We start from the raw sequence: 22635 nt of genomic DNA on the forward strand, positions 1-22635 counted from the left end.
TTTTAGGTAGGAGTCGTAAGGTGTAAGGTGTATAATTTGGAGGAATGTGGATTTTTTTAGCGATAAAGAAACCTTGAGAGGATGGTTGCAGAATTGCTGAAATTGGGCTCTTTTATATTGGAATTACTTCGATTATGTATATTGCTTGTGCTGACTTTATTAGTTTTGGGTTGGGCAGAAAGATTGATCTATCAATTGATATTTGGTCAGCCCGTGTATAACTGGAGTATGGGACTCGGGAATTTATTGTTATTTTTTATGCTGTACCGGAATCATTTTCAGTTTAAAGGCTGGTATAAATCAGAGAAGAATCAAAAGCTAACGCTCCTCACCACAAGAATAATCACCGTAATTTCTATAGGACTAATAATCCTGCCGATAGGGCTAGGCTGAGCTTATGAAGATTAGAATCATTGGAGCTTGCGGCAGCGGCAAATCCTATATCGCCCGGGAGTATCTAAAAAATACGGTGTAGAGTATTACGAGACTGACAACTTGGTATGGGACAGAAGTGCCGAGAATTTGCGCTTTTCAGTTGAAGCAAGAGATGCCCAATTGGAGGAAATCCTTGATAAACCCTCATGGATTCTGGAAGGCGCACATTACAAATGGGGACAAGAGAGTTTTAAAGCTGCTGACTTAATCGTTATTTTGAATCCTAATAAAGTGATCAGGGATTTGAGAGTGTTTACAAGGTTTATAAAAACAAGACTGGGTTTAGAGCAAGCGAATTACAAGCAGTCATTTAAGAATCTGTATGTGATGATTTTTGAATGGAACCGTGGATATGATCAGGAGGCCGCACATAGGATTATAGAGTTAACGGATACTCTGTCTGATAAACGGGTAATTGTGAAAAATAACAAAGAGCTGGAGTCCATTATCCAAGAGCATCTGAGGAAGGGATTGTTAAATAGGGATTGAGCGACAAAGTAAATGATAGAGAGAGGAGTGCTTGCATGGATAACATTCTACCCGAGCATTTGGATCAGGAGAATTTTATAGGCTTTTGGAAAAGAGTGCTGGCTTCCATTCTTGATTTCCTGGTCATTGGAATACCTGGGGTTATCGTATACTTGATACTCAATTCATTAGCTGTTTCATTACACTCGGAGATACCTATTATCCTGGAGTACATTTTGTTTATCGCATTTGATATCTTTATGATCGTTAGATTTGGCGGAACTCCAGGGAAGCTGATTTTAAAAATAAAAATTGTCAATGAGCAAGGGAATTACCCTACAGTGAAGGAAGCTCTGATTCGAAATGTTTTCCGAATGATTAGTATGATTCTTTCAATGGTAATTGCGGTCAGCAGCTATGACTTTACCGTTATTTCCGCCAAATTATCCTTATGGTCGGATTTGGCTTTTGACCTCACTCAAATCCTGGGTCCAATCATGCTGGTGGATTACTTGTTGGTTGGATTACATCGCCGTAAACGTGCGATTCACGATTTGCTGGCTGGCACTTATGTTGTTGAGAAATCCGCAATTTGAAGAATGCTTTTCACCAAGCATTCTTTTTTTTAATATTAGATATTTTACTATTAAATATTTTAGTGTTAAAATACTTCTATAAGCAGCCGATCATCATGAATGCCAAAGGAGAACCTCTTGGAAAATCCAGATATTTTTAAGCTAATACATGCAGTTGAATTATTTACGAATGAAGTTATTGTCCGATGGATGAACGCATTTGATCACAATATTGGGATATCTCCAGTTCTAGTCTTGGGCGAATTGAATAAAAAAGGCCCCTTGAAGCAGACTATTTTGGCTAAGAGACTAGGATATACGCCGGGAGCAATGACTAACATTGCTAATCGCCTGATTAAGCAGGGGATGGCCGAGCGAAAATATAACGAAGATGATCGACGGAATGTACTTCTATCTATCACGGACAAAGGAAAAGACGTTTTGAAGGAAGCACAGCTTAAGGGACAGGAGCTAAGAGCTGAAATGTTCCAAAAGCTCAATGAGGAGGAACTGCAGCAATTCTTGAAAATCTATGAGAAGTTGTTAACGAGCTTTGATAGCTCTGAAACATAAACCAAGTCATCTTAGAAGCACAATAACATTATAAAGGGGTATGAACATGGGAAGAGTTCAAGGTAAAGTTGCATTAGTAACTGGAGGCGCTTCAGGTATTGGCTTATCAGCTGCCACTCTATTAGCTAGAGAAGGAGCAAAGGTTGTTATTGCCGATTTTAATGTGGAAGCAGCCAAAGAAGCAGCATCTAAGATTAAAAATGAAGGCGGAGAAGCTGAAGGTCTTTTCTTAGATGCCTCCCAAGCGGATTCGATCAAGGAAGCTGTTGACTTCACAGTTGCTCAGTATGGCACCATCACAATATTGTTTAATAATGTAGGTCTAACTAATCTGCAAAAAGACCTTGATGTGGTCAATATAGATTTGGAAGAGTGGGATCGCCTGATGAACGTAAATACCAAAAGTGTTCTGTTAGGCAGCCGGTTTGCTATTCCTCATATGATTAAAGCGGGCGGAGGCTCGATCATTAACACAGCTTCGATGTCAGCATTCGCAGGGGATTCATTGCGTACTGCTTATGGCTCCTCTAAGGCAGCTGTTGTGAACCTTACTCGTTACATCGCTACACAATATGGTAAAGACAAAATCCGTTGTAACGGGGTGGCACCAGGGCTGATCCTGACACCTGCGGCAGCAAGAAATATGCCGCCAGCGGTATTGGATATTTTCCAAAAATTCAACGCGCTTCCTTATCACGGTGAAGCTGATGATATCGGCAATACGGTTTTGTTCCTGGCATCGGATGAATCCAAATTCATCACAGGCCAAACGATTGAAGTAGAGGGTGGCCACTATATGTCTAACCCAAGTATCACGGATTTCCAGAATTATATGATGGAAGCTAAATCTAAATAAAAGACTACGCGTAATTAAAAATCCGGTCCATGCTCGAATTTGTCGAGCGGGACCGGATTTTTGTTTATTTTAATGAATTAGCGTACCTCTAAAACCTCCTGCATAAAGGTCTTCAGAGCAGAGGGTTTGGCACTTGCAATCCATTGCTTCAGCACATCGGTCTGACCGTTCACGTACCATTCAAGCTTCTCTTTTAACTCTTGGTCAAAGACTTTAGGTTGATTCTTTTGTTCCGCTAACAGTTGTTTAATCATTCGTGGCCAGCGATACCCACTATGACCAAAGCTGAGTTCAGGATAACGCTCAGCAAGTGTCATTACCGAAGAGAGTGATTCACCAGCGTATAATTCTGCCGCCAAAAAGCTGCCAATAAAACGATGGCTATCATCATACTTTAGGGCGATCGCGAATTGTTTACGAGCTTCTTCAAGCTTCCCTTGTTGCATGAGGGCTGTAGCGTTAATAGAAAGTACATAACCGTTAGTATTGGGTCCGTTTAGTTCGTTGTAGTAGGAATAATATTCGTTATACGACTTCCAGTCCGCATGGTCAAAATAGTACTGCGATAATGTGAAGGCATAATTAGTAGAAGGCTGTAGTTGTATTAGCTTTTCGAGTAAGGGAATCGCCTTATCTTCTAATGTTGTATCCTTTGTGAGGGATGATTTTGCCAGCATCAACTTTACTAGCATGTGCAGGGCATGAACATCCTGTGGGTCATCGGCAATATTTTTTTGGTACATTTCTAGTGCCTGATCCGGTTTCTTATCCAGTAAGAGTTGGTCAGCCGCAGTAAGCTCTCTTTCCTTGAGATAAAAGAACGGCAGATTGCCGACGGTGTCTTCGTTCAATCTGTAGCCATTACTGCGGGTAATCAGGTGTCCATCAGCATCTAAGGCTTCAATATTCCAAGAAAAGCGCACTTCGGGATTCATAAATCCGAGAAGGGAGAGGGGGTCAATAGATTCCCAGCCATCTCCACTGCTGCCATAGGAAAAACCGCTGCCATCGTAAAGTTCTTCTACAGGAATGGAGATATGGTTATCTACAATACGATCCCGAATTTGTACGCCCAACACGGCCCCCTCCCCGCCACCGCTTAAACGATAGTAAGCTGCTCCTTCAACAGCTTTCCAGCGGAAATCTATGGTCTTGCCTGTTAGGGTTTCCTGATTAATGGGAGACTGCAGCTCAAGCAGAGGTTGTAGAGCTATGCTCTCATTCAACCTGTCATCTGGTTTAACTTCAATCCAATCGTCATATTGTACAGGCCAAGTCCAGCCGTCGATCTGATCATAGCCAAGTCCAAGCTGTAACTGATAAAAGCCCGGAATCACACCGTGAAATTCGAAACGTCCTTCAGTATCTGTGACGATTCGGTAGGGTTCAGCAGAAGTGATGCTATGGTTAACTTCGCTTTCAGCGCGGAGAAAAATACCTGCCCGCGGAACTGGGGTGCCATCGCTTCGTGTAAGGGTACCGGAGACGACAGCAGTTGAGGTATTTCCCATATCTATAGCAGACTGAATTGCGGTTCGAAGCGATTCCAGCTGTCTTTCAGTATCCGAAGTCCCAGCTTCTGGTGCTGCTGCTGATCCTGTATTGTCTCTGGAGCCTTCGTTCGAACTGCTGGTGGCAGCGTTCATTTGTTTATGAATATCCTGCCAGAATTTTTTGTAGCTCTCCAAGCCATCGTTTACTACGGCAAGTGCTTCCTGCGCTTCGCCTTTTGTAAAGAGTAAACGCCCGGTAAGCCATGCCTTTTGTGCGTTTAGCTCTTCCTGAGACTCGGATGGAAAGGGGGTTTGTTCAAGAATTGTTTCAGCGGTTGTTATATCGCCACTATTTAGGGCTCGCTCCGCTCGAAGGAGCTCCAGCTGTTTAGCTACAGAGGAGCTGCTGTTTAACGGTTTCGCTGCGGTGATTAGCGCTTGATCTCCATCTTCCTTTCGGCCAAGAGCATCATATTCATAAGCTAACTGCTTAGCCGCAAATATACGTGTATTATCCGAAGGCCCCTCAAGGATATATTCCTCAAGTAAAGGTACTATGTCCTCCGGTAATAAACCGGAACGCTGGGTTTCATCATTACTCCACTGGCTCATCGAAGGACTGACATTAACGTCATATCTGTAGGGATCATAGCTGTGATCCTTATCAAGGATGTTTGTGCGGATTAGCTCCATACGTTTACTCCCGGTTGTGGATGCCAGCTTTTGCAGAAGATCAGTTCTAGCTATGTTAGATTGAATAGCTGTGCTCTGATCTATCTGCCTCTGTGAAGGTAAGAAGTTAAACAGAAGAATAAGCAGGGAGGCAGGGAGCAACACGAATAACACCAGATGTTTGATTTTTATCTTAATTCTCATGTTTTTTCACCGCCTGCTCGTAGATATCCTTCCAATACGTATTGCCTCCAGCTTCGATTAGTTCTCGGTTTACACGTTGCGGGGTATTTTGTTGTGGCTGCTGTTTAATCTCTGGCTGATGCAGGGTCAGCGAAACGATTAGAATTATGGCACCGATCGCACCTATAGGTTTGACAGGGATCTCAATTTCTTTATTCCACAGCGCCAATAAACGGGCTCCAAAGGTTGGAGGGTGAGTCTGCTTAATGACCCGGTCGTGTCCAGTGAACTGGAGGTTCTTTAATTCTTCATCCAGCTGCTTTTTGACCGTATCGCGTTCTGTATTCATAAGAAATGTCCCTCCTTCACCAAAATCTTTTTTAAGAGCGTCCGGCCTCTGGCGAGTCTGGATTTGATCGTATTTTCAGAAGTATTTAATTGCTCGGAAATTTCCCGGATATTCATTTCATGAAAGTAATATAAAGTCAGACATTCCCGGTATAGATAATCAAGATTTCTCATGGACTCGGCGAGCCTGACATTATGCCATTCCACCATAAAAAGCTCTTCCGCTCCGGCTGTGAAGTCAGCATCTTCGTTAGTTTGCAGCTCTGACCCTCCCGCCGGGAAAATATTACGCCAGCTCCAAGTCCGTTGCCTCATGCGACAGCGATTGACCACTATCCGTATCAGCCATGCCTTCAGCCGGTCCGGCTCCTTTAACTGACTCATTTTGGTATAAGCTTGAATAAAAGTATCTTGTACCGCTTCTTCGGCACTTTGTCTATCTTTAAGCAGTAAAGAAGCGGTTCGCAGCAGCATATCTCCATATTCGTCCATTAACAGGCGGAGAGCTGACTCATCTTTTGCCACAATTCTCTCTATAATATTCAGATGCAGCTCCCCTCCCTTTACTAATAAGATGCGGCTTGGAGGATTAAGGTTGCGTTTGAATGGAAAATTCTTCAACAAATGTCGCATTACAGTTCGTGTACTCAGAAGGACGCAGGAACGCCGGATATGGGTTTACTGTTGGAATCTATTGCACAGAATGCAATGGATTGCTTTTTAAGCAGGATTATCTCCTTTCTATTGTACGTTCTGCAATGAAACCTTCGAGGCAGGGAATGACGTCTAAGGTCATATGGTTCATGAGTTTATGAGCTTATGAGTTCACGAGTTTATAGTTAAATGGAGTTATGTGGAGATTTTAAAGAGAAACTTACTTGAGTTAGGTGTCGGAAAAAAGGGTTTTATGTAGAAAAATAGAGTGTTTATGAATTTATATTTGTAGATATGGGTAAAAGAGGGTTAGCCAGAAGTATTGCCGCTATCCTGCAACTATTTGATTTTCACCTCGTCTGTATGTTCAGTTTCATTTTTTTGCAAGACGACTTTAAGGTAATCTACTAAGGAGATGACATCATGTCAGTACAGATAAAATTAATTGCTTGCTCAATCCTGCTCACAGGAATGATTGGGCTTGCTGGATGCAGTTCGAACAATGAGGCGGGGAATTCAGAATCCCAGGCAACGGCCCCAACAGAAACGGCTGTAACAGCAACCTCTGAGCCGGAAGTGAGCCCAGCAAGCACCCCAGCAGCAACTGCACCAGAAACTGCACCAGAAACTGCACCAGAAACTGCACCAGCAGCGACTTCCTCCCCTACGGAGACTGATAAAGATTCAACCAGCTCAAATTCACAAAATAGCGACAAACAGCTTAAAGAGTTATTCGAGCTTGCCAAAAAAGGGAAGGTGCCTGGTGTAAAATATGCCGCTCATACCGGACTCATTGATGAGGTCGAAGCGGATTGGGGCAAACCTGATCAACAAGAGTCAGCGGGAAAAGGTATTTATGCTACCTACACTGACAGACATGTCGTGTTTGGATTTAATAAAGGAAGTTTAATCTTCGATGTTCGTTCAAGTGATTCCGCGCTGCAAAAGCTGACGCTGAAGCAAATTGAGGCAACACTCGGTAAGCCTGACGATACCAAAGTGAACGGAGAGGATAAGATTTACACCTATCAAGCCAATGACCAATACCAGCTGAAATTTATTATTCCAAGCTCGACCGGTACAGTAGATCACATATCCGTATTTAGTGAACAGGATTCTTTTAACAATATGGCTGGGTAAGTGGCATGGGTTAGAAGAGGAGAGAGCAATCATGCAGAGGAATCTGTGGGTTGCTCTTTTTGTATGTTCTTTTTTGAGGTGGAGTAGGCCTTGGACGGACTGTTATAATGAAACCAATGAGCGGGTTCGGGGAAAGTGAGGTTCTATCATGCAGCTGGAATTAAATGAAAGTGAATATAAAGTGACCGCAGAAGGGATAACGATAGAATTATTCCCAAAAGAATTTACGCTTTTTCAGTTCTTGTACAAAAATAGAGGGCGTACATTCAGTCGAGAACAACTGTTAGATAAAGTATGGCCGCTTGAATATCCGGTAGAGCGAACGGTAGATGATCATATTTATCGGCTTCGTAAAAAGCTAGGCAAGCTTCAAGACTTAGATATTAAGACTGTTCGGGGATTTGGTTATAGTCTGACTATGCAGGAGCCCTCAGCTGCTATGGCCAATCCGACTACATATGACTTAGAGATGCAAAAGACGATGCGGGAAGTATTCAAGAAATATCACCTATATGGCCAAGGTCGCTCGATGTTAATCCTCGCGCGCCAACAGGATGTTTTGGGGTATGCGATGGATCCGTTTTATTCGATCTATATTCATTTTGTACAGGGAGATTTGGATTGGCTGCTGAACACAACCGAGGTGGGGATAGAGGAACGGTTTTATTCCTTATTAATCTGTTATGTTCTATTGGGTGATCCTAAGAAAAAACTAGAGTTCTGCGAGTTAGTCCTTGAGAAAAAGATTCTTTTGCCGCCTCAGCATCGAGAAGTGGAGATCCTTAATATTCTGGATTTGTACATACTGGCTGGGCAACCGGAAAAAGCATTGGAACGACTAAAGCTAACATATGAAGTGATTAAAGAGCCGGGGTATGAGAGTTTCATTCCTATTACGGCGACCTCAGAAATGCTTGCACACTTGTGGATGGGAACAGAAGATCACGTAATAGAACGGATGGCAACAGACATTGAAGCGCTTTTGCTGGAGAAACCTTATTTGCGTGAGATCGGTAGTTATAAAGTTACAAGGGGCTTGTGGTTTCTACGGCGTAAGTCTTGGCGTGAAGCCGAGCAACTGTTGGATGAGGCACTTCAGGTGCTTGAGATGTCAGGGTTCGTGCCGATGCGGATATATGCATTGTATCGAATAGTTCATTTTTGTAACGAGTTTCCACCCAAGCCAGCTTTGTATCGCAAATATGTGAATTTATTTGAACGAGAGAAGGAAGAGCGGGGGTTCCATCGGTTAGAACAATCCTTGGATACCGTGCTTACGAACCTTGTGACTGCCCCCTGACTGCCCCCTGATAATTCTCTGACAATTCTCCATTACATTAAGGTCATGCTAATAAGTTCTTAATTGTAATTTGGAGGAATGTTTAATGAATGCTTCAACACAAGCAGGCACGAGCCTGCTTAAGAACAAGGTGTATATGCGTGTGTACAGCGCATATGCGACGGCTACCTTTGGGGATTGGTTCGATGCCTTAGCGATTCAGGTACTCGTAGGGTACCGCTGGCAGGCCAGCCCGCTAATGCTGGCTTTGATTCCGGTCTCCATAGCTTTGCCGGGGATTTTGCTGGGCTCGTTCGCAGGGGTAGTGGCTGACCGACTGAACAAGCTGAAGCTGATGCGAATGTGTGATCTGCTTACGGCACTGTTAACCGTATTCGTATTATTTGCACCCAGTATGGTGTGGTTGCTCCCATTACTGATGTTGCGTGCTGCCATTTCTACGTTAAACGTGCCTGCTCAGCAGTCGATGACCCGTAGTATGGTTAGAGAAGATCAGCTGCTCCAAGCCACCTCGCTTAATGGGCTTGTGAATCAAGGCTCGAAAATCGCGGGACCTTTACTGGGCGGCTTCGCGTTGTCTGTTCTTACGCCACAGTGGTGTATATTAATCAATGCTTGCCTTAGAGGCTGTTCCTATTTGCTTCTACTTACAGTTAAGAAAAGTGATGTAGAACAAGTTCGCACAGAAGGTAAGGGGGATCAAGAGGAGCGTGTTGCTCTACGCACGATGTGGAAAGAAGGCTGGAGCTTTATGCTGCATAGTAGGTTGCTGTTAAATACCATGCTGTTTGGCATAGTCTGTTCAATGGCTATTCAGATGATTGATTTTCAATTCACCAGTCTATTCAGGGTACTTGCACCTTCTAATGAATCTTTACTGGGCTGGCTCGTGGCGGCATCCGGAGGTGGTGCTGTATTCATCATTATGGTCATGAACAAAATGAATCGCGGAACAGGTTATGGCTGGAAGCTTGGAACGGGTTATGTGCTGATGGGTTTATCGGTCGGGGGACTTGGACTGCTTCAGCCAGGAGCTTCCAGTATTTCTGTATTGCTATTAGGGTTCTTACTAGGTATTGGGAACGGAATTTTTATTATCACGTTCAATTATTGTCTGCAAAAAGAAACCCCCCCGCACATGACAGGGCGTGTATTCGGTATTCAGAGTACCATTCTTAGCGGAGTTATGATTGGCGCTCCACTCCTTGGCGGAATGATGGTTCAGGCCGCTGGGCCTAGCCGTATCTTTTTGAATTTTGGCATCGTAATCGCTCTGATTGGTGTGCTGGGCATCGCATTCGGGCGCGTACTGTGGCCCGCGCAGAAAGAGAAGAGCGATAGCTCTGCGGAGAAGGCTAGGACGGTTGAGGTGATGGAGGGTAGCTAGCAGGTAGCACGCTAGTCTAGCTAGCGTGACTTCCTAGCCGTACTAGAAAGCTTGAGTGGGAGAGAGAAACTAGCCGATCTTTAGCGAGACTAGGAAGTTTGAGTGGCAGAGTCAATCTAGCGTGACTCCCTAGCCGATCCCTGGCGGGACTAGAAAGCTTGAGTGGCAAATACAACCTAGCGTGACTCCCTAGCATTTAGTTGCAGAATGTGCAGTTAAATTCCCTTTCAGCGATCGAACTGGGATTTAGTTGTACTTTGTGCAGTTATTATTTGATTTTCTCCCTTTTAGTCTAGGAAAGATGATTTTTAGCTGCACAGAGTACACTTATTTGCTCAGGAGTTCTCTTTTTACGCTTAATAGTTGTATATAGTGCAATTAAGAGTCTCTATAGTCATAGTTGCCTTAATATGTGACTTCTCAATAAGTGATTTCTCAGTAAGTGACTTCTGTATCATCTTGATAAGTGACTTCTCAATAAGTTATAACTTTGTGATCTAAAGCAACTGCTGCACGAAACGTTATAAGTTACAATATTACCTAGCCCGATAGGACAGTTTCTCGTCCGTAAGGGCTTTTTTAGTGTGTAGAGGAGATTGGCTAGAACATTAGAATTTGTAGAGGTAAAGGAGGGAAAGGATGGCTACTTTTATTTATATGGTGAGGCACGGTGAGTCGCCCAAACTGCCCGGAGGAACTGAAAGGACTCGCGGACTAACCGCGAAAGGGGAGGCAGATGCCCGCAAGATAACGGAAAAATTACGTCTGGAAGGAATTCAAGTCTTCTATTCAAGTCCATACCTTCGGGCTATACATACGATTTCCGGATTGGCGCAGGAGTTAGGAGCAGAGATTCAAAGTGTTGAAGATCTGAGGGAAATCCATTTCTCGGACGGAAATAAGATTATGTCTGATCAGGAGCTGTATCCATTACTTGCAAAAATGTTTGAAGAGCCGGATTTTGTCCCAGTTGGTGGGGAATCCATTCATGCGTGTCAGATGCGTTCAGTTAGTGTACTGGCAGAAATTCTTAGTAATCACAGCGGTCAAAAGGTTGCTATTGGAACTCACGGTGCAGTCATGACGCTTATGATGAACTATTTTGATGCCAAATATGATCTGAATTTTTTACTTCAAACCACAAAGCCGGATATTTATAAAATGGAGTTCACAGGCGGAACGTTAGTGGGTGTGGAGCGGTTATGATTATTGGGGGCTGCCTACAGGCACCTCGAGCATCATCAACCTGAGACTTACGGACCCAGATGACATTATTCGCAGATTATTAGCCTTTGGAGCAAGGTTTCGGACTCCAGCGTCGTTATACCTTAAAAATAACACCTTATTGGGTATTTTTTATACCAATAGCGACTCTGGGGTCCGTTCTCATCCCAAAAGTGGGGAATTGCTGCATATAAGGTCAGCTGTGTCCGATAGCAGCTTCACACGCGTAAATACGTACGTGAAATACATACATGTAAATGGGTACGTGTAACTACGTATAGGTAAATAAGCGCGTAAACTACGTACACGTAAATACGTACAGATAAATAAGTACGCGTAAACTACGTACACGTAAATGCATACGCAAAAATATGTACGCGAAAATATTACCGAATTAAACGAAAATCGGTAAGGGGATCTGGATTAAGTAAGGTCGGCTTGTGACCAGTACTTCCACTATGAAAAATACGGATTCACAAGCCAAGCTGTGTTTATTCATAATGTTGGTCTGGCGTTAGGCTAGGCTAGCTAAGGCCCTGACTTTCCTCTACTCCTAGAATAGATCTATCTATAAGCTATATATCTATCTACAAGCTATAGTTTTATCTATAATCTATAGACCTATCAACAAGCTATAGAGCATCTACAAGCTATAAAATCGCTTAGTATTCGCAGTCAGTAACTCTTCCGCTTCGCCGGGAGTGTAACCATGGAGCGCTCCCCAAGCAGCGGCGACTTCCCGAATCATAGACGGATGGGTGATTTTCCCTGCAAAAGGTCCTTCGAACGGCCAAGGACCATCGGTTTCAGCCATGACTAGCTCTGGGGGATAACGGCGGGCAAGCGCCTGTATCTCCGGCTCATACAGGATATCCGGGGTGAAGGAGATATAGTAGCCGTTCTTCATCATGCGGGCAATGGCTTCTTCCGGACCTTTGAACCAGTGGAAGTGGGCATGCTGTATGTTATGTTTCTCCAGGAGATCACAAGCAATAAGCGCATCTTCATAGACAGCATGCAGCACCACAGGTTTATTGAGACGGGAAGCTAACCCAAGCAACTGATCCAGCAGCTCAATATAGGGCTCCATATCAAAGGTTTCGCCACGTTCTAAGGCTTCAGCACGCGAATAGTAAGGTAGCCCGATTTCCCCCACAGCAATATAATCCTCACTAGATTGACTCTCGATCCATTTCAGTAGAGCAGCCAGCTCAGCATCCTGCGGCAAGGGTTGCTCTGGATGAAAGCCATAAGCTGGACGGACCACGCCGGGATTTATGGCTGCAAGTCTTTGGGTGCGTATACAAGAGTCCAAGTTCATAGAGACAGCGATAAGGGCTTTAATTCCCATGTCAGGCAGTTCACTCAGTATTTGTTCGGCAACTTCAGGTTCATATTGCTCTAAATGTATATGGGCATCAATCATAACTGTTCACCCTCCACGTAAGAAGCTAATTCCTCATGAACCTCAAAGCGAATAGAGTCGGGTTCCATTCCAGCTTTTCCCGGTTTGTAGGCAAAAGTTAGTGTGCCAATACTCTCCAGAAATCCAATATAAACATTTGTTTCCGCCTTCAGCTTGCCCTCTTCCACTATGTAGTGAGTAACAGCACCAATGCCGGCTTGTTCGCCTAGATTGCCATCCTCAGCACGATCTGGATATCGCAAAGTCACCATGGATGGAGTTGAGCCTTTAACTTGAATTTGAATCAGGGCGTCCCCTTTTTCATTAGAAATTTTTGACGTAACCAATGCGGAGGCAGCTTTATCTGCAGAAGGGACAGTGACTTCTTCCCACTGGTTAGGCTTAATCACGTGAAGCTCTTGCATGGACATGCCCGTACCTGTTCCGAGCCACAGAATGACAACGATTTCTTCCTGCCCATCCTGATCGACGTCGGCATAATGAATCTCAGGAGGGTAACTTAGGAGTCTGGGTGCTTCCCAATCAAATGTATGCTTGTTACCGTTCACCTCTACAACAAATCCCTCATAGGTACCGCCATCTTTAAGGGCAGCATACAGCTTCACTTGGTCATTTTCTGTAGCAATAGCAAGAGGTTCGCTGGGTGTTCTGACGGTAGTACTAACATCCCCTGATGTTATTAATACTTCAGTTTCAGCTGCATTCAGCTGCGCAGTGGCACCAGACAGAGAGTTTAAGGAATCGGCTGGAATATATAAAATACCGTTTCGTAGAATAGCTGGTCCTTCAAGTGAGGTTTGATATCCGTCAGCTTGCATATACTCATTGTCCGGCGTCAGAACATAACTGCTGCTTCCGTCAGAGATGGTTAAGGTCTTTAAGTTATTATCCCATTTTTGTTCTGAGGTGTAGTATTCCATTAATACTTTTGCAGGTACATAGACCTTATCATCTAGGAAAAAAGGGGAGAGGGTAGGAAGAACGGCTTCACCGTCGACGATTAGTTTCAGTGGTGCTGAAGTAGCTTGTGTTTGGTTAATAGCCATTGTTGTATCCATATCTATGGTTGCCGATGCTCCGCATCCGGCCAAAAAGAGCGTGATAGCTCCGATAGCGATGATTTTATTCATAATTACCTCCAGGATAAAGTCCAGTCCCCTTAAGTATAGAATAAAACAGCGCGTTGTAGGTCACTTTCTATTAACAAAGAGAATACAAGCTTGTTACAGTTCGCTAGTTTTTAATAAAATGCAGGCATCCACGCAATAAACGACGAGTGTAATAGAAAGAAATGAACAAAAGTAAGGAGAGGCAGAGACCGATTGGAAGGCTGAGAATGTTCGGTAAATCATAATCTGGAAAGGCATTTAGTCCTATTCCTTGGATGCCAACAATACCTAGTACACCACCGATAGGTGCAATGATTGCACAGACAACACTCCCCACGGCCCAGACACTAAGGATTGGTACACAGAATAAGATGATGGCTCCTTTGGCGATGTTTTTGAGCACAGTGGCTCCTGACAAATGAGTGCTTTTTTCCATGTAAACTCTCCTTTATGGGTTTAAAAATACAGTTCGGTCAACTTGCGACTTAAGATCCACCGTCAGACTTTTGCTATAGCGGATTTCCCCAATGGTACAACCCGGTCCGACGATGATTTCTTCACCGCACACAAGGTCAGCTGTCGTCCGGTATAACGTTATGTTAGTTCCTTCAATTGTTGTGCAGGTAAGTTTTCGAAAAGGGTGCATCAGCGCATTAATCAACTTGGAAGAGGGTTTAACGATAATGTTACCGTCAGCTCTCATAACCTCGACAGTGCTTCTATTGCCTAAACGGATCTCAATCGATGAATCTGCAGTTAGTCTGTTTATCTTCACAGCACCTTCAGCATAAAAAGTCCCCGCTGCAGCATTTTCTGCTACGGACATGTATCCAGAAGAGCGGAGATTATCTGCTTGGATATTTTGAACGCGCAGACTCCCTAGATTGTTTACCTGATTGGCCTTACAATTGCCCCCAATTGTACAGTCACCAGATACTTTGAGTTTAGAAGTCGAGACGCTCCCTTTGGTACTTAAGTGGCCAAACACATCAACCGTGACCGCATTAATATTCTCTCGAACAAACTGCGAACCTCTTACCTTCAATGGTGGATCGATCATGTCAGTACGTTCATAAGTATTGTTATTATTGGACATTTACAGTACCGTCCTTCGAAATATATTTTAATGATTAAAATATATATTCATTATAATATATAGTCAATATAATAATTTGGGAGTTAAAGCTAAAAAAACACTGCCGTCAGTTTCCTGACAGACAGTGTTTATAGAAAAGAGTATAGCTGATAAGGAGCAAAATGAAGGCTGTTAGTGCATCATTTGTTCCATCAATTTATTTATTTGTTCTAAAGTTCCGGAGATTTTATTCAGATCAGGGGTAGGAAATGCTTCAAATATTGTATGGATACGCTGATCACCTTGTTCTGTAAGGACAATATTGACAACTCTGCGGTCTTCTTTAGTCCGCACCCGTTCAATAAGTCCAGCTTCCTCAAGCTTATCGCACATGGAAGAAGCAGCTCCGGGTGTAACCACGAAGCGTTCAGAGATGTCAGTAATGTTCAAGCTTCCGGTAAGCCGGAGTTGAAACAGCAGCATGATCTGATTGTGAGTCAGGGTTTCCTTTTTAGTGATCATATCAATGAAAAACTGGGATTTCTGCTGCACATTTGCCATAGATTCCATGACCTTATGGATAGCATTTTGTTTCTCTTCCTTTGTACTCATAACATTGCCTCGCTCCAATTTACTTTAGTTACTAAAATATATAGAAGCTATAATAAGCTTGTCAAGTTGACGGGTTACTGTAGCTTGGTTAGAAAGACTGAAATTAGCGCTGGAACTCTTCTTTTTTTATATCTTGTAATGGAATTGGAAATATATCGTATTAACTGATGAATTTACTTAGCTAAGTGAAAATGTGGTGGGAAAGGAGAGTTCGATTGATGCATGAGCGCGCATTGCTTCATCCTTTTGTAAAAGAGAATATACAGGAAAATGCTGACATAGATGTTTTGTTCACAACGATTTTTGAAACCTACTATAAAAGAATATTTAACTACATCGCTTACCGGGTTAGTTCTCTCCATACGGCTGAGGATCTGACAAGCCTCGTTTTTGAGAAAACGTTGGCGAAACTATCGACCTATTCTCAGGAAAAAGCTCCTTTAGAGGTATGGTTATTCGCCATTGCCAGAAACGTGGTCAATGATCATTACCGGAGTTTTAAAAGGAAAATTTTCTTTTCGCTGGATGCCGTCAAGGAACTGGTTTCTAGCAGGAAAGATCCGGAAAGCTTGATCCTCCAGGGAGAACGTAGTGGAAGGCTTAACGAAGCCTTGAATACATTGAGCTCAAAGGAGCGGAATATTGTGGCTCTAAAATTTGGTGCTAATCTGAGAAATAGAGAGATTGCCCAGGTTACGGGAATTTCGGAGAGCAATATCGGTGTGATACTCTACCGGACTATGAAAAAGCTGAAGACTGAAATAGGGAGCGTGGAGCAGCTATGAACAGTAAAGACATACAGCAGAAGTTCTCAGCAGATTTAGATGAAAGTATATATGGAGCGGCAAATGATTTAAAGGGTGCTGGGGAGTACAAGGAGCTGCTGGAGCTAGGCAGGGTTCTGGCCCATAAAGATCTCAGCGAGGGCTCTGACAAAACAGCCATTCTGAATAAGGCACGGAGAAAGTATGCCGGCCAAAAGGAGGAGAAAGGATTGCATACAAAACATAGATTAAGACGTCCTGCTGTTATGCTGGCAACTTTGCTAGTGGTTAGCGTATTAAGTGTAACTTTTGTGCAGCCGTCATTTGCGCAGGAGCTGTTAATGAAAGTATTGCAAACGATAAACTTAGGCCATATTGTAGCCCATGAAGTAGAATTTTCTGCGGATTCCAACGTGATTCCGGATGACTTAAAGGGGAAGATTTTTGATAGCAAAGGAAATGCGCTTGTGACCCTCGACGCTGCTCAAAAGGCAGGTGATATCTACAATGCTGATGGGGAAAAAATCGTCGGAGTTGAAGACGGCAGACTGGTTACGCAATCTGAGAGGGATCAAGAGAAAGCGGAATTGCTGATCGAGAGGGATTCTAGCAAGCTAAACGAATATACGATTTTTGATGTGGGCTTACCGGCGTATTTACCAGAGGGTTATACCTTTGATCGTGCAGAGTTTTATAAGGATAGCAATGGTGATGTGATCAACAGCAAATATATTAATTTATATTTTGTTAATGAAGCTACCGATGAGATCATCTCGATGCAGCAGCGGCACGCTGATTCCGAAACGGCTTATGAGATGTCGACGGATGGCACCATCGAAAAAGTGAAGATTAACGGAGTTGATGCTGTATTGGTTAATGGAAAAGGGTTGGACTGGGAAGCCAATGGAGTGTTATACGGTGTAACATCAGCTAGCTTGGACAAGAATGATTTGATCAAAGTTGCTGAGTCTATCCGCTGACTGATTTTTTAGTAAGATAGGTGGTTACTATTCGAGTGTAACGGGTAAGGGGATGATCCATATGGATCTCCCCTTTTTCGCTTTATTGAGGGCACATGCAAACAACGATTGGGAGAATATAGCTGTACTTCGTACAACTATATTTCTGCGAAATATCTTTCCAATGAAAATAGCTGTATTTCGTACACTTATTTTCACGATTTACACCACTATAGGAAGTTTCTCTGCTTTTTAATTGTATAGAATACACTTAAAATCAGAGTAAACCCTTTTACATACGGAATAAGTGTACAGAATGCAGTTATCTCATAGATTTCGGCAGGGTCCGGCCAAAGCGGGTGTGAAAAGCTGAAGACCAGCTTCCACCTGCGCATAATCTGCTCAAGCAAAGCTGAAGATCAGCTTCCACCGCCCATAATCTGCTCAAGCAAAGCTGAAGACCAGCTTCCACCTGCGCATAATCTGCTCAAGCAAAGCTGAAGACCAGCTTCCGCCGACTTCATCTACTCCAATAAGCCGCTGCAGAGTAAAAACACCAGGCAGCGATTCTCCAATAACCGGAAAATCGCTGCCTGGTTGTTTTTTTAAAATAAATCGAACGATTTATTCTCTATTTACCAATACATAGTGTAAGACCGAAGGAGGGATTGAGAGGGATGAAACATCCAAATGAATATTCTCAGCTCATTGCGCTTACGCTAGCCGGCAGCCGTGAAGCGTACAGTGAACTATATGAAGCAACGATTCGGGATGTGTATCAGACCGTTCATTTTCTCGTTCGCGAAACCTCCGATGTGGATGATGTTGTTCAGGAGATTTATATTCAGGTGCACCGGTCGCTTGAGCAATTTGACGTCAATCGTCCTTTTAGGCCTTGGCTTATGGGGCTGGTTATGCGGCAAATTCATGCCTATCGAAGAAAGAGATGGACGCATCTCCGAATGGTCAAAAAAATAGAGCAGACTGATCTAAGGATGGAACCTGATTTCACTAGTGATGTTGTGGACAGGTTAGCTAACCGCCGTCTACTAGCAAGTGTTGATCGTCTTCCATTTAAGCTGAAGCAGGTGATTATTCTGCACTATTTAAATGAATATTCACAGGAAGAAAGTGCCGCGATACTGGGTATCCCTCTGGGTACGGTGAAATCCTGTATTCATGCTGCACTGCATAAGCTTCGTCAGAAGCCAGAAAATCATACTCTTTTTAAGGGAAAGGTGGAGGACCTGCATGAATTTCAATGAAGAGTTACGGACAGTTCTGCAGGAAGAGGCGAGAAATCTAAGTGCCCCACCGGAACTGAAGGAGCAAATACTAAATCAGACCGAGACTAGGTTAGGGGGAAGACGAATGAAAAAATGGCTTGTAGCAAGCATTTTGGCGGCTGCATTATTAATTCCTACTGGAGCATATGCCGGATATAATTATTTGGCGGATACCCTGTATGGCTCACAAGCAACTGCTGCTACGATTGGAGTAACCCAGCAACAATATGACAGGCTTGAAGCCAAACTGCAGAGCGCGAAGCAAAGTTTTAACGAAGAGGAATTCACAAAATTGATGTCATTACTAGAGGAATTGGGAGCTTACAATCTGCAAATGGCCGATGCTGAAGGAGTCTTTCACCTGGAACAGTTAAGTGCGAAGGATCAAAAGGCATATAACGATTTACAGGTTGAGCTTAAACCTTATTTTGAGAAAATGAATGAAACGGAAATCCCTAAGGCAAAGTCAGCTGTCGTTGATCGTGATACTTTCTGGGATGGCTTGCTGGAAAAAGCAGAACAGAGGCTTACTAAAGAAGAGTTTGCGGAGATCGAACAATTAATAAATGAGTTGCAAAGCTATGATGCCAAGGTATTTGATGCAGATGGAAGTGTTCATATGGATCGGCTTTCGAAAGAGGAGATACAAAACCAAGAGAAGTTAATTGAAGCGCTCGGCCCTTATATAAATAAGCTGGACATGATGATTAAACCTAGTTCTTAGTTGAATTTAAATGCATGTATTGAATAACGATGGATAGAAGTAACATTAGAAAAGCCACCAGAAAAGGTCTAATACACCTTGTGTTCTGGTGGTTTTTTACATTCGGCTAATTTGTATTTTATACATCACTAATTGAATAAATGTATAATCAATTGAGTCAAAAAAAGTATTTGACCACTGGAATAATTAGACATATTATTATTTAAATACTATTGATCTATATATGAATCATGATGGCGAAAGGTGGCTTTGATCATGAAGCAGATGACCATTCGTGCAGAACTGGCGGACTACCTCAAGAAGAATGGAATAACAATTAATCAATTCGCAGAGGTATCTAAAGTAAATTCAGGCACGATTAGCAACATTATGAATGGGAATCGTCCTATAGCCATGCAGCAATTAGATCGGATTACAAAAGGTATGGGATTAGAGGAAGGCTGCTTTTACGATATGTATGTGGAGGAGTGTTTTATACATTCCAATCCCAATTGGAGACGTCTTCGACCTTTTCTATATCGCTGTGCTGAACTAGATAAGCTGGAATGTATAAGCCGGGTGATTGGAATCATGATGGACAGCCTATCTTATACACACCCGTTGTTTGATACAGCAGAAGATTTCTTTGCACAAGGGAAATATGAAGCTGCAGCGTTGTTATACCGGAGTGTGGCGGAGAGTGAGAAGTATCAGCATTCAGAGCGGCTGGCTTTTTGCCAATACAGATTGTTTACGATTGCTCTAGGGGGCGATCAGGATGTGAATTTGCGGGCAGCGGTGCAGTTTGAGGGCTTTGTAAATCGGCTTGATGAAGTTGATCAGCTTGACGCACTGAAGGTTCTGGCGAATACATATAGCGCTTTGAGGCATTGGGATAAGGTAATGGTAATGACTAAGGAATTGGGCAAAAAAGCATCCATTCAATATAATTATAATAATGAGCGAGCCAGAAAAAACGGGGTACAAAAGGAACCTGCAATGCCCTTATTTTCATATATTTTATATTCTTATGTGTTACGTTCAGTAGTTTACAGAGAGCTTGGAGATTATGATAGAGCATTGCATTATATCAACCTTTACATGGACATGAGCTGGATTCGTGAGGATACGGAGGAAGCTTTGCAACTCATGAATCAATGTATGGGTTGGGCGCAGGCTAATATTTTTTTGCTGAAAATTTTAAAAGGTGATGCAGCAATGCTTCCGGAATATGTGACCTATATTGAAGATAGAAAAGAAGAATTTCTTCCAGGCCTGTTCAAAATCTTTCAGGCAGCCAACCACTATGATTTTAATGTGGATGATATTCTTCAGCGGTTTGAGCCAGAAATATCAGATTTTAGAGATCAGCAGCGAAATCTTAAATGTTATAATCGACAAATTATCGAAGACAGATACACTTTTTTTATGGCTGAAATAGCATTGTATTATATAAGAAGAGGAAAATATGAGCTTAGTATAAAATATATAATGGATAGTTTAGAGAATTCTGTAAGGATTAATAACGAATCATGTATAATTAAGTGTGTCGGAATGTTTGAGCAGCTTCGGCATATTGCATCTTTAGAAACGCAGAAAGAGTACCAGAATCTGCTTAGAATCAATGAAAAGAAAAATTGCTTTGTTATTGACAGTGCTTAGTAGTGATAGTTTCATAGAAGATATCAATCAAGAGAGTTCCCTGATTAAATCAGGAATCGCTTTTTTTGAATTCTAGTAATGCACTTCAATGTAAAATTAAGAATTTGACATATACCTCTAGAATATTTCATTAGGGAGGTAGTGTTAATGAATGATCAGGAAATTATCCAAAAGAGAATAGAGGGTGCTAGAAACAAACTTTATTTGATGGAGAGGCAACATGGAGGGCTTTCGCATCCAAATGTGATCAGACAGTCCATGAGATTAGATGAATTAATTAATCAGTACAATAAAGCAGTACATAGTGATAACGAGAATTGAAGAGAATGGTTAAAACACCCTACATAATGATATTGCAACTTCTGATGAAGTATAGAGCCAGCGCTGTGCGCGGGCTTTTTGGCTTGTTGGAGCTCATAAAATAAATCAATGCTGCACGCTTGTCATGCCCGTCTGCATATTGCGGCCAAGTCCCTCATAGACATGTACTAATCAATGCATTCAAAACAGGTTAAGGGGATGATGTCATGCGCCGGATAACATGGGTACTCGCGATCATTATGAGCGTGGCCCTGGTGATGACGGGGTGCGGGAAGAAGGATGCCGCTTCCGTAGTCAAGGATTTGAACAATGTGGCTGACAAGTTGGAAAGTAAGCAGGGAACGTACCAAGGTTCTGGCACAATGACCCTGTATACCGGGGAACAGCCGCAGGAGTATAAGGTAGAGGTATGGTACAAGAATCCTTCCTACTACCGGATCAGCTTGGCAAATGTTCAGAAGGATATTACGCAGATCGTACTTCGTAATGATGAGGGAGTATTCGTACTCACACCAAGTATGAATAAGAGCTTCCGCTTCCAAAGCGATTGGCCGGATGATCAAGGGCAGGTCTATCTGTATCAGACGTTGGTTCGTGGCATAGTTTCGGATAATAATCGCCAATTTGTGGAAGATGGGGATAACTATGTGTTCGAGGTAGCCGCGAATTATCAAAGCAATGCCCTTGTACGACAAAAGATTTGGCTTGATAAAAAGACTTATGAACCTAAACAGGTTCAAGTCTCGGATTCTGAAGCGAAGGTAGTTGTAAACGTGAAGTTTGACACCTTCAAATTCGATACGGATTTCACCAAGGATTCTTTTGATATGGAAAAGAACATGGCCTCGGGTAAGTCCGCAGAGAGCACAGTAGCTGAGGTTGATGAGAATGGTAATCCAATTACAGCTCCTGAAGGCCAAGAACCGGCTGAGCAACCAGTGGCTGCAGAGCTTGGAGACTTTGGGATCATTGAACCTGATTATATTCCAGCTGGTGTAGAGTTTAAGGACTCCCATAAATTGGAGGGGAACAAAGACCATGCTGTTCTCATCCGATATGATGGGATTTATCAGTACACTATTATGGAATCCCGTCCACTGGACCGTGCGGTAGCACTGGCGCCTGGAACCCTGAAAGACCTTGGTTTTACATGGGGAGTTCTGAGTGGGGATGAGCAGCAGACATTGACTTGGATGTCTGAGGGAGTAGAGTACCGAATTACAAGTGCCAATCTTCCTGCTAATGAAATGATGCAAATTGCCGCTTCTATGGAGGCACAATCGGGTAAATAATAAAAAGTAGGCGGATACTGCGTTTTGTGGGATTCTTTCCTCTACAACGTAGTATCCGCTTTTCTTTATTTGCCGGGGCTCCAGCACACATTGACAGCCACCTTCTGTAGCATTACCA

Annotated in this window: 24 protein-coding genes; 16 read left to right on the forward strand and 8 right to left on the reverse strand. The window is 43.0% G+C overall.

Features of this window, described 5'->3' with window-relative positions; translation table 11 throughout:
- Positions 1-93: 93 nt before the first annotated feature.
- The 5 genes from NST58_RS05915 to NST58_RS05935 all read left to right on the forward strand — a co-directional run bounded on the left by NST58_RS05915 (position 94) and on the right by NST58_RS05935 (position 2907).
- Complete coding sequence (locus tag NST58_RS05915; RefSeq protein ID WP_143763941.1) at positions 94-393, forward strand: hypothetical protein; 300 nt, start codon at positions 94-96, stop codon at positions 391-393.
- A gap of 27 nt (positions 394-420) precedes the next feature.
- Positions 421-924 carry a hypothetical protein gene (locus NST58_RS05920; protein WP_339246703.1) on the forward strand — a complete coding sequence of 168 codons (504 nt, stop codon included), beginning with the start codon at positions 421-423 and terminating at the stop codon, positions 922-924.
- Positions 925-959: 35 nt separating this feature from the next.
- Entirely contained in the window at positions 960-1499 is a 540-nt protein-coding gene (locus tag NST58_RS05925; RefSeq protein ID WP_076145486.1) for an RDD family protein, read from the forward strand.
- A gap of 117 nt (positions 1500-1616) precedes the next feature.
- A complete protein-coding gene (locus tag NST58_RS05930; protein ID WP_036680418.1) occupies positions 1617-2051 on the forward strand; it encodes a MarR family transcriptional regulator in 435 nt (144 codons plus the stop codon).
- Between the two features lie 46 nt (positions 2052-2097).
- On the forward strand, positions 2098-2907 hold the full coding sequence (locus NST58_RS05935) for an SDR family oxidoreductase (protein ID WP_076129551.1): 810 nt from the start codon (positions 2098-2100) through the stop codon (positions 2905-2907).
- 77 nt (positions 2908-2984) lie between these two features.
- Here NST58_RS05935 and NST58_RS05940 read toward each other — a convergent pair whose 3' ends face one another.
- The 3 genes from NST58_RS05940 to NST58_RS05950 are packed head-to-tail and all read right to left on the reverse strand — an operon-like array spanning position 2985 to position 6128.
- On the reverse strand, positions 2985-5276 hold the full coding sequence (locus NST58_RS05940) for a carboxypeptidase-like regulatory domain-containing protein (protein ID WP_339246707.1): 2292 nt from the start codon (positions 5274-5276) through the stop codon (positions 2985-2987).
- Positions 5266-5604: a hypothetical protein gene (locus tag NST58_RS05945; RefSeq protein WP_076307400.1), complete on the reverse strand. Its 339-nt coding sequence runs from the start codon at positions 5602-5604 to the stop codon at positions 5266-5268. The genes NST58_RS05940 and NST58_RS05945 overlap by 11 nt, the downstream gene beginning before the upstream one ends.
- Positions 5601-6128: a sigma-70 family RNA polymerase sigma factor gene (locus NST58_RS05950; protein ID WP_339246711.1), complete on the reverse strand. Its 528-nt coding sequence runs from the start codon at positions 6126-6128 to the stop codon at positions 5601-5603. Before NST58_RS05950 ends, NST58_RS05945 begins: the two co-directional genes overlap by 4 nt.
- Positions 6129-6680: 552 nt before the next feature.
- On the opposite strand from NST58_RS05950, the gene NST58_RS05955 reads away from it, so the two are divergent.
- From NST58_RS05955 to NST58_RS05970, 4 genes are all read left to right on the forward strand, one after another.
- On the forward strand, positions 6681-7397 hold the full coding sequence (locus NST58_RS05955) for a DUF4309 domain-containing protein (protein WP_339246714.1): 717 nt from the start codon (positions 6681-6683) through the stop codon (positions 7395-7397).
- A gap of 148 nt (positions 7398-7545) precedes the next feature.
- A complete protein-coding gene (locus NST58_RS05960; protein WP_081393669.1) occupies positions 7546-8697 on the forward strand; it encodes a winged helix-turn-helix domain-containing protein in 1152 nt (383 codons plus the stop codon).
- 85 nt (positions 8698-8782) lie between these two features.
- Positions 8783-10084 (forward strand): MFS transporter, encoded by a 1302-nt coding sequence (locus NST58_RS05965; protein WP_339246717.1) that lies wholly within the window; start codon positions 8783-8785, stop codon positions 10082-10084.
- Positions 10085-10723: 639 nt separating this feature from the next.
- Entirely contained in the window at positions 10724-11290 is a 567-nt protein-coding gene (locus tag NST58_RS05970; protein ID WP_339171836.1) for a histidine phosphatase family protein, read from the forward strand.
- Positions 11291-11951: 661 nt separating this feature from the next.
- On the opposite strand, the gene NST58_RS05975 is transcribed toward NST58_RS05970, so the two are convergent.
- The 5 genes from NST58_RS05975 to NST58_RS05995 all read right to left on the reverse strand — a co-directional run bounded on the left by NST58_RS05975 (position 11952) and on the right by NST58_RS05995 (position 15530).
- Entirely contained in the window at positions 11952-12734 is a 783-nt protein-coding gene (locus tag NST58_RS05975; protein WP_339246719.1) for a TatD family hydrolase, read from the reverse strand.
- The gene (locus NST58_RS05980) at positions 12731-13864 is read right to left on the reverse strand and encodes a copper amine oxidase N-terminal domain-containing protein (RefSeq protein ID WP_339246722.1); all 1134 of its coding nucleotides are present in this window, start codon (positions 13862-13864) and stop codon (positions 12731-12733) included. Before NST58_RS05980 ends, NST58_RS05975 begins: the two co-directional genes overlap by 4 nt.
- 103 nt (positions 13865-13967) lie before the next feature.
- Positions 13968-14279, reverse strand: coding sequence for a hypothetical protein (locus tag NST58_RS05985; RefSeq protein WP_076129542.1), 312 nt, complete (start codon positions 14277-14279; stop codon positions 13968-13970).
- A gap of 12 nt (positions 14280-14291) precedes the next feature.
- On the reverse strand, positions 14292-14939 hold the full coding sequence (locus NST58_RS05990) for a hypothetical protein (protein WP_076129541.1): 648 nt from the start codon (positions 14937-14939) through the stop codon (positions 14292-14294).
- 171 nt (positions 14940-15110) lie between these two features.
- The gene (locus NST58_RS05995; protein ID WP_076129540.1) at positions 15111-15530 is read right to left on the reverse strand and encodes a MarR family transcriptional regulator; all 420 of its coding nucleotides are present in this window, start codon (positions 15528-15530) and stop codon (positions 15111-15113) included.
- Between the two features lie 218 nt (positions 15531-15748).
- Here NST58_RS05995 and NST58_RS06000 point away from each other — a divergent pair, with 218 nt between their 5' ends.
- The 7 genes from NST58_RS06000 to NST58_RS06030 all read left to right on the forward strand — a co-directional run bounded on the left by NST58_RS06000 (position 15749) and on the right by NST58_RS06030 (position 22517).
- Entirely contained in the window at positions 15749-16315 is a 567-nt protein-coding gene (locus NST58_RS06000) for a sigma-70 family RNA polymerase sigma factor (protein ID WP_312150323.1), read from the forward strand.
- A complete protein-coding gene (locus NST58_RS06005; RefSeq protein WP_076186727.1) occupies positions 16312-17274 on the forward strand; it encodes a DUF4367 domain-containing protein in 963 nt (320 codons plus the stop codon). The genes NST58_RS06000 and NST58_RS06005 overlap by 4 nt, the downstream gene beginning before the upstream one ends.
- Positions 17275-17930: 656 nt before the next feature.
- Positions 17931-18518: a sigma-70 family RNA polymerase sigma factor gene (locus NST58_RS06010; RefSeq protein ID WP_339246726.1), complete on the forward strand. Its 588-nt coding sequence runs from the start codon at positions 17931-17933 to the stop codon at positions 18516-18518.
- On the forward strand, positions 18505-19263 hold the full coding sequence (locus tag NST58_RS06015) for a DUF3600 domain-containing protein (RefSeq protein WP_076129536.1): 759 nt from the start codon (positions 18505-18507) through the stop codon (positions 19261-19263). Before NST58_RS06010 ends, NST58_RS06015 begins: the two co-directional genes overlap by 14 nt.
- A gap of 255 nt (positions 19264-19518) precedes the next feature.
- Positions 19519-20904 carry a helix-turn-helix transcriptional regulator gene (locus tag NST58_RS06020; RefSeq protein ID WP_339246730.1) on the forward strand — a complete coding sequence of 462 codons (1386 nt, stop codon included), beginning with the start codon at positions 19519-19521 and terminating at the stop codon, positions 20902-20904.
- A gap of 147 nt (positions 20905-21051) precedes the next feature.
- Positions 21052-21225: an aspartyl-phosphate phosphatase Spo0E family protein gene (locus tag NST58_RS06025; protein ID WP_076129534.1), complete on the forward strand. Its 174-nt coding sequence runs from the start codon at positions 21052-21054 to the stop codon at positions 21223-21225.
- 206 nt (positions 21226-21431) lie between these two features.
- On the forward strand, positions 21432-22517 hold the full coding sequence (locus NST58_RS06030) for an outer membrane lipoprotein carrier protein LolA (RefSeq protein WP_076129533.1): 1086 nt from the start codon (positions 21432-21434) through the stop codon (positions 22515-22517).
- Positions 22518-22635: the final 118 nt, after the last annotated feature.

The sequence above is a fragment of the Paenibacillus sp. FSL R10-2796 genome, from assembly GCF_037965315.1.
Classification (GTDB): Bacteria; Bacillota; Bacilli; order Paenibacillales; family Paenibacillaceae; genus Paenibacillus_AQ; species Paenibacillus_AQ odorifer.

What these genes read in the sequence shown, in the direction of transcription:
- NST58_RS06000 (WP_312150323.1), top strand. Translation starts at nt 15,749, where the DNA reads ATGCATGAGCGCGCATTGCTTCATCCTTTTGTAAAAGAGAATATACAG.
- NST58_RS06015 (WP_076129536.1), top strand. Translation starts at nt 18,505, where the DNA reads ATGAATTTCAATGAAGAGTTACGGACAGTTCTGCAGGAAGAGGCGAGA.
- NST58_RS05980 (WP_339246722.1), bottom strand. Translation starts at nt 13,864, where the DNA reads ATGAATAAAATCATCGCTATCGGAGCTATCACGCTCTTTTTGGCCGGA.
- NST58_RS05965 (WP_339246717.1), top strand. Translation starts at nt 8,783, where the DNA reads ATGAATGCTTCAACACAAGCAGGCACGAGCCTGCTTAAGAACAAGGTG.
- NST58_RS06005 (WP_076186727.1), top strand. Translation starts at nt 16,312, where the DNA reads ATGAACAGTAAAGACATACAGCAGAAGTTCTCAGCAGATTTAGATGAA.
- NST58_RS05945 (WP_076307400.1), bottom strand. Translation starts at nt 5,604, where the DNA reads ATGAATACAGAACGCGATACGGTCAAAAAGCAGCTGGATGAAGAATTA.
- NST58_RS06020 (WP_339246730.1), top strand. Translation starts at nt 19,519, where the DNA reads ATGAAGCAGATGACCATTCGTGCAGAACTGGCGGACTACCTCAAGAAG.
- NST58_RS05985 (WP_076129542.1), bottom strand. Translation starts at nt 14,279, where the DNA reads ATGGAAAAAAGCACTCATTTGTCAGGAGCCACTGTGCTCAAAAACATC.
- NST58_RS05970 (WP_339171836.1), top strand. Translation starts at nt 10,724, where the DNA reads ATGGCTACTTTTATTTATATGGTGAGGCACGGTGAGTCGCCCAAACTG.
- NST58_RS05940 (WP_339246707.1), bottom strand. Translation starts at nt 5,276, where the DNA reads ATGAGAATTAAGATAAAAATCAAACATCTGGTGTTATTCGTGTTGCTC.
- NST58_RS06030 (WP_076129533.1), top strand. Translation starts at nt 21,432, where the DNA reads ATGCGCCGGATAACATGGGTACTCGCGATCATTATGAGCGTGGCCCTG.
- NST58_RS05955 (WP_339246714.1), top strand. Translation starts at nt 6,681, where the DNA reads ATGTCAGTACAGATAAAATTAATTGCTTGCTCAATCCTGCTCACAGGA.
- NST58_RS05990 (WP_076129541.1), bottom strand. Translation starts at nt 14,939, where the DNA reads ATGTCCAATAATAACAATACTTATGAACGTACTGACATGATCGATCCA.
- NST58_RS05925 (WP_076145486.1), top strand. Translation starts at nt 960, where the DNA reads ATGGATAACATTCTACCCGAGCATTTGGATCAGGAGAATTTTATAGGC.
- NST58_RS05975 (WP_339246719.1), bottom strand. Translation starts at nt 12,734, where the DNA reads ATGATTGATGCCCATATACATTTAGAGCAATATGAACCTGAAGTTGCC.
- NST58_RS05995 (WP_076129540.1), bottom strand. Translation starts at nt 15,530, where the DNA reads ATGAGTACAAAGGAAGAGAAACAAAATGCTATCCATAAGGTCATGGAA.
- NST58_RS05935 (WP_076129551.1), top strand. Translation starts at nt 2,098, where the DNA reads ATGGGAAGAGTTCAAGGTAAAGTTGCATTAGTAACTGGAGGCGCTTCA.
- NST58_RS06025 (WP_076129534.1), top strand. Translation starts at nt 21,052, where the DNA reads ATGAATGATCAGGAAATTATCCAAAAGAGAATAGAGGGTGCTAGAAAC.
- NST58_RS06010 (WP_339246726.1), top strand. Translation starts at nt 17,931, where the DNA reads ATGAAACATCCAAATGAATATTCTCAGCTCATTGCGCTTACGCTAGCC.
- NST58_RS05960 (WP_081393669.1), top strand. Translation starts at nt 7,546, where the DNA reads ATGCAGCTGGAATTAAATGAAAGTGAATATAAAGTGACCGCAGAAGGG.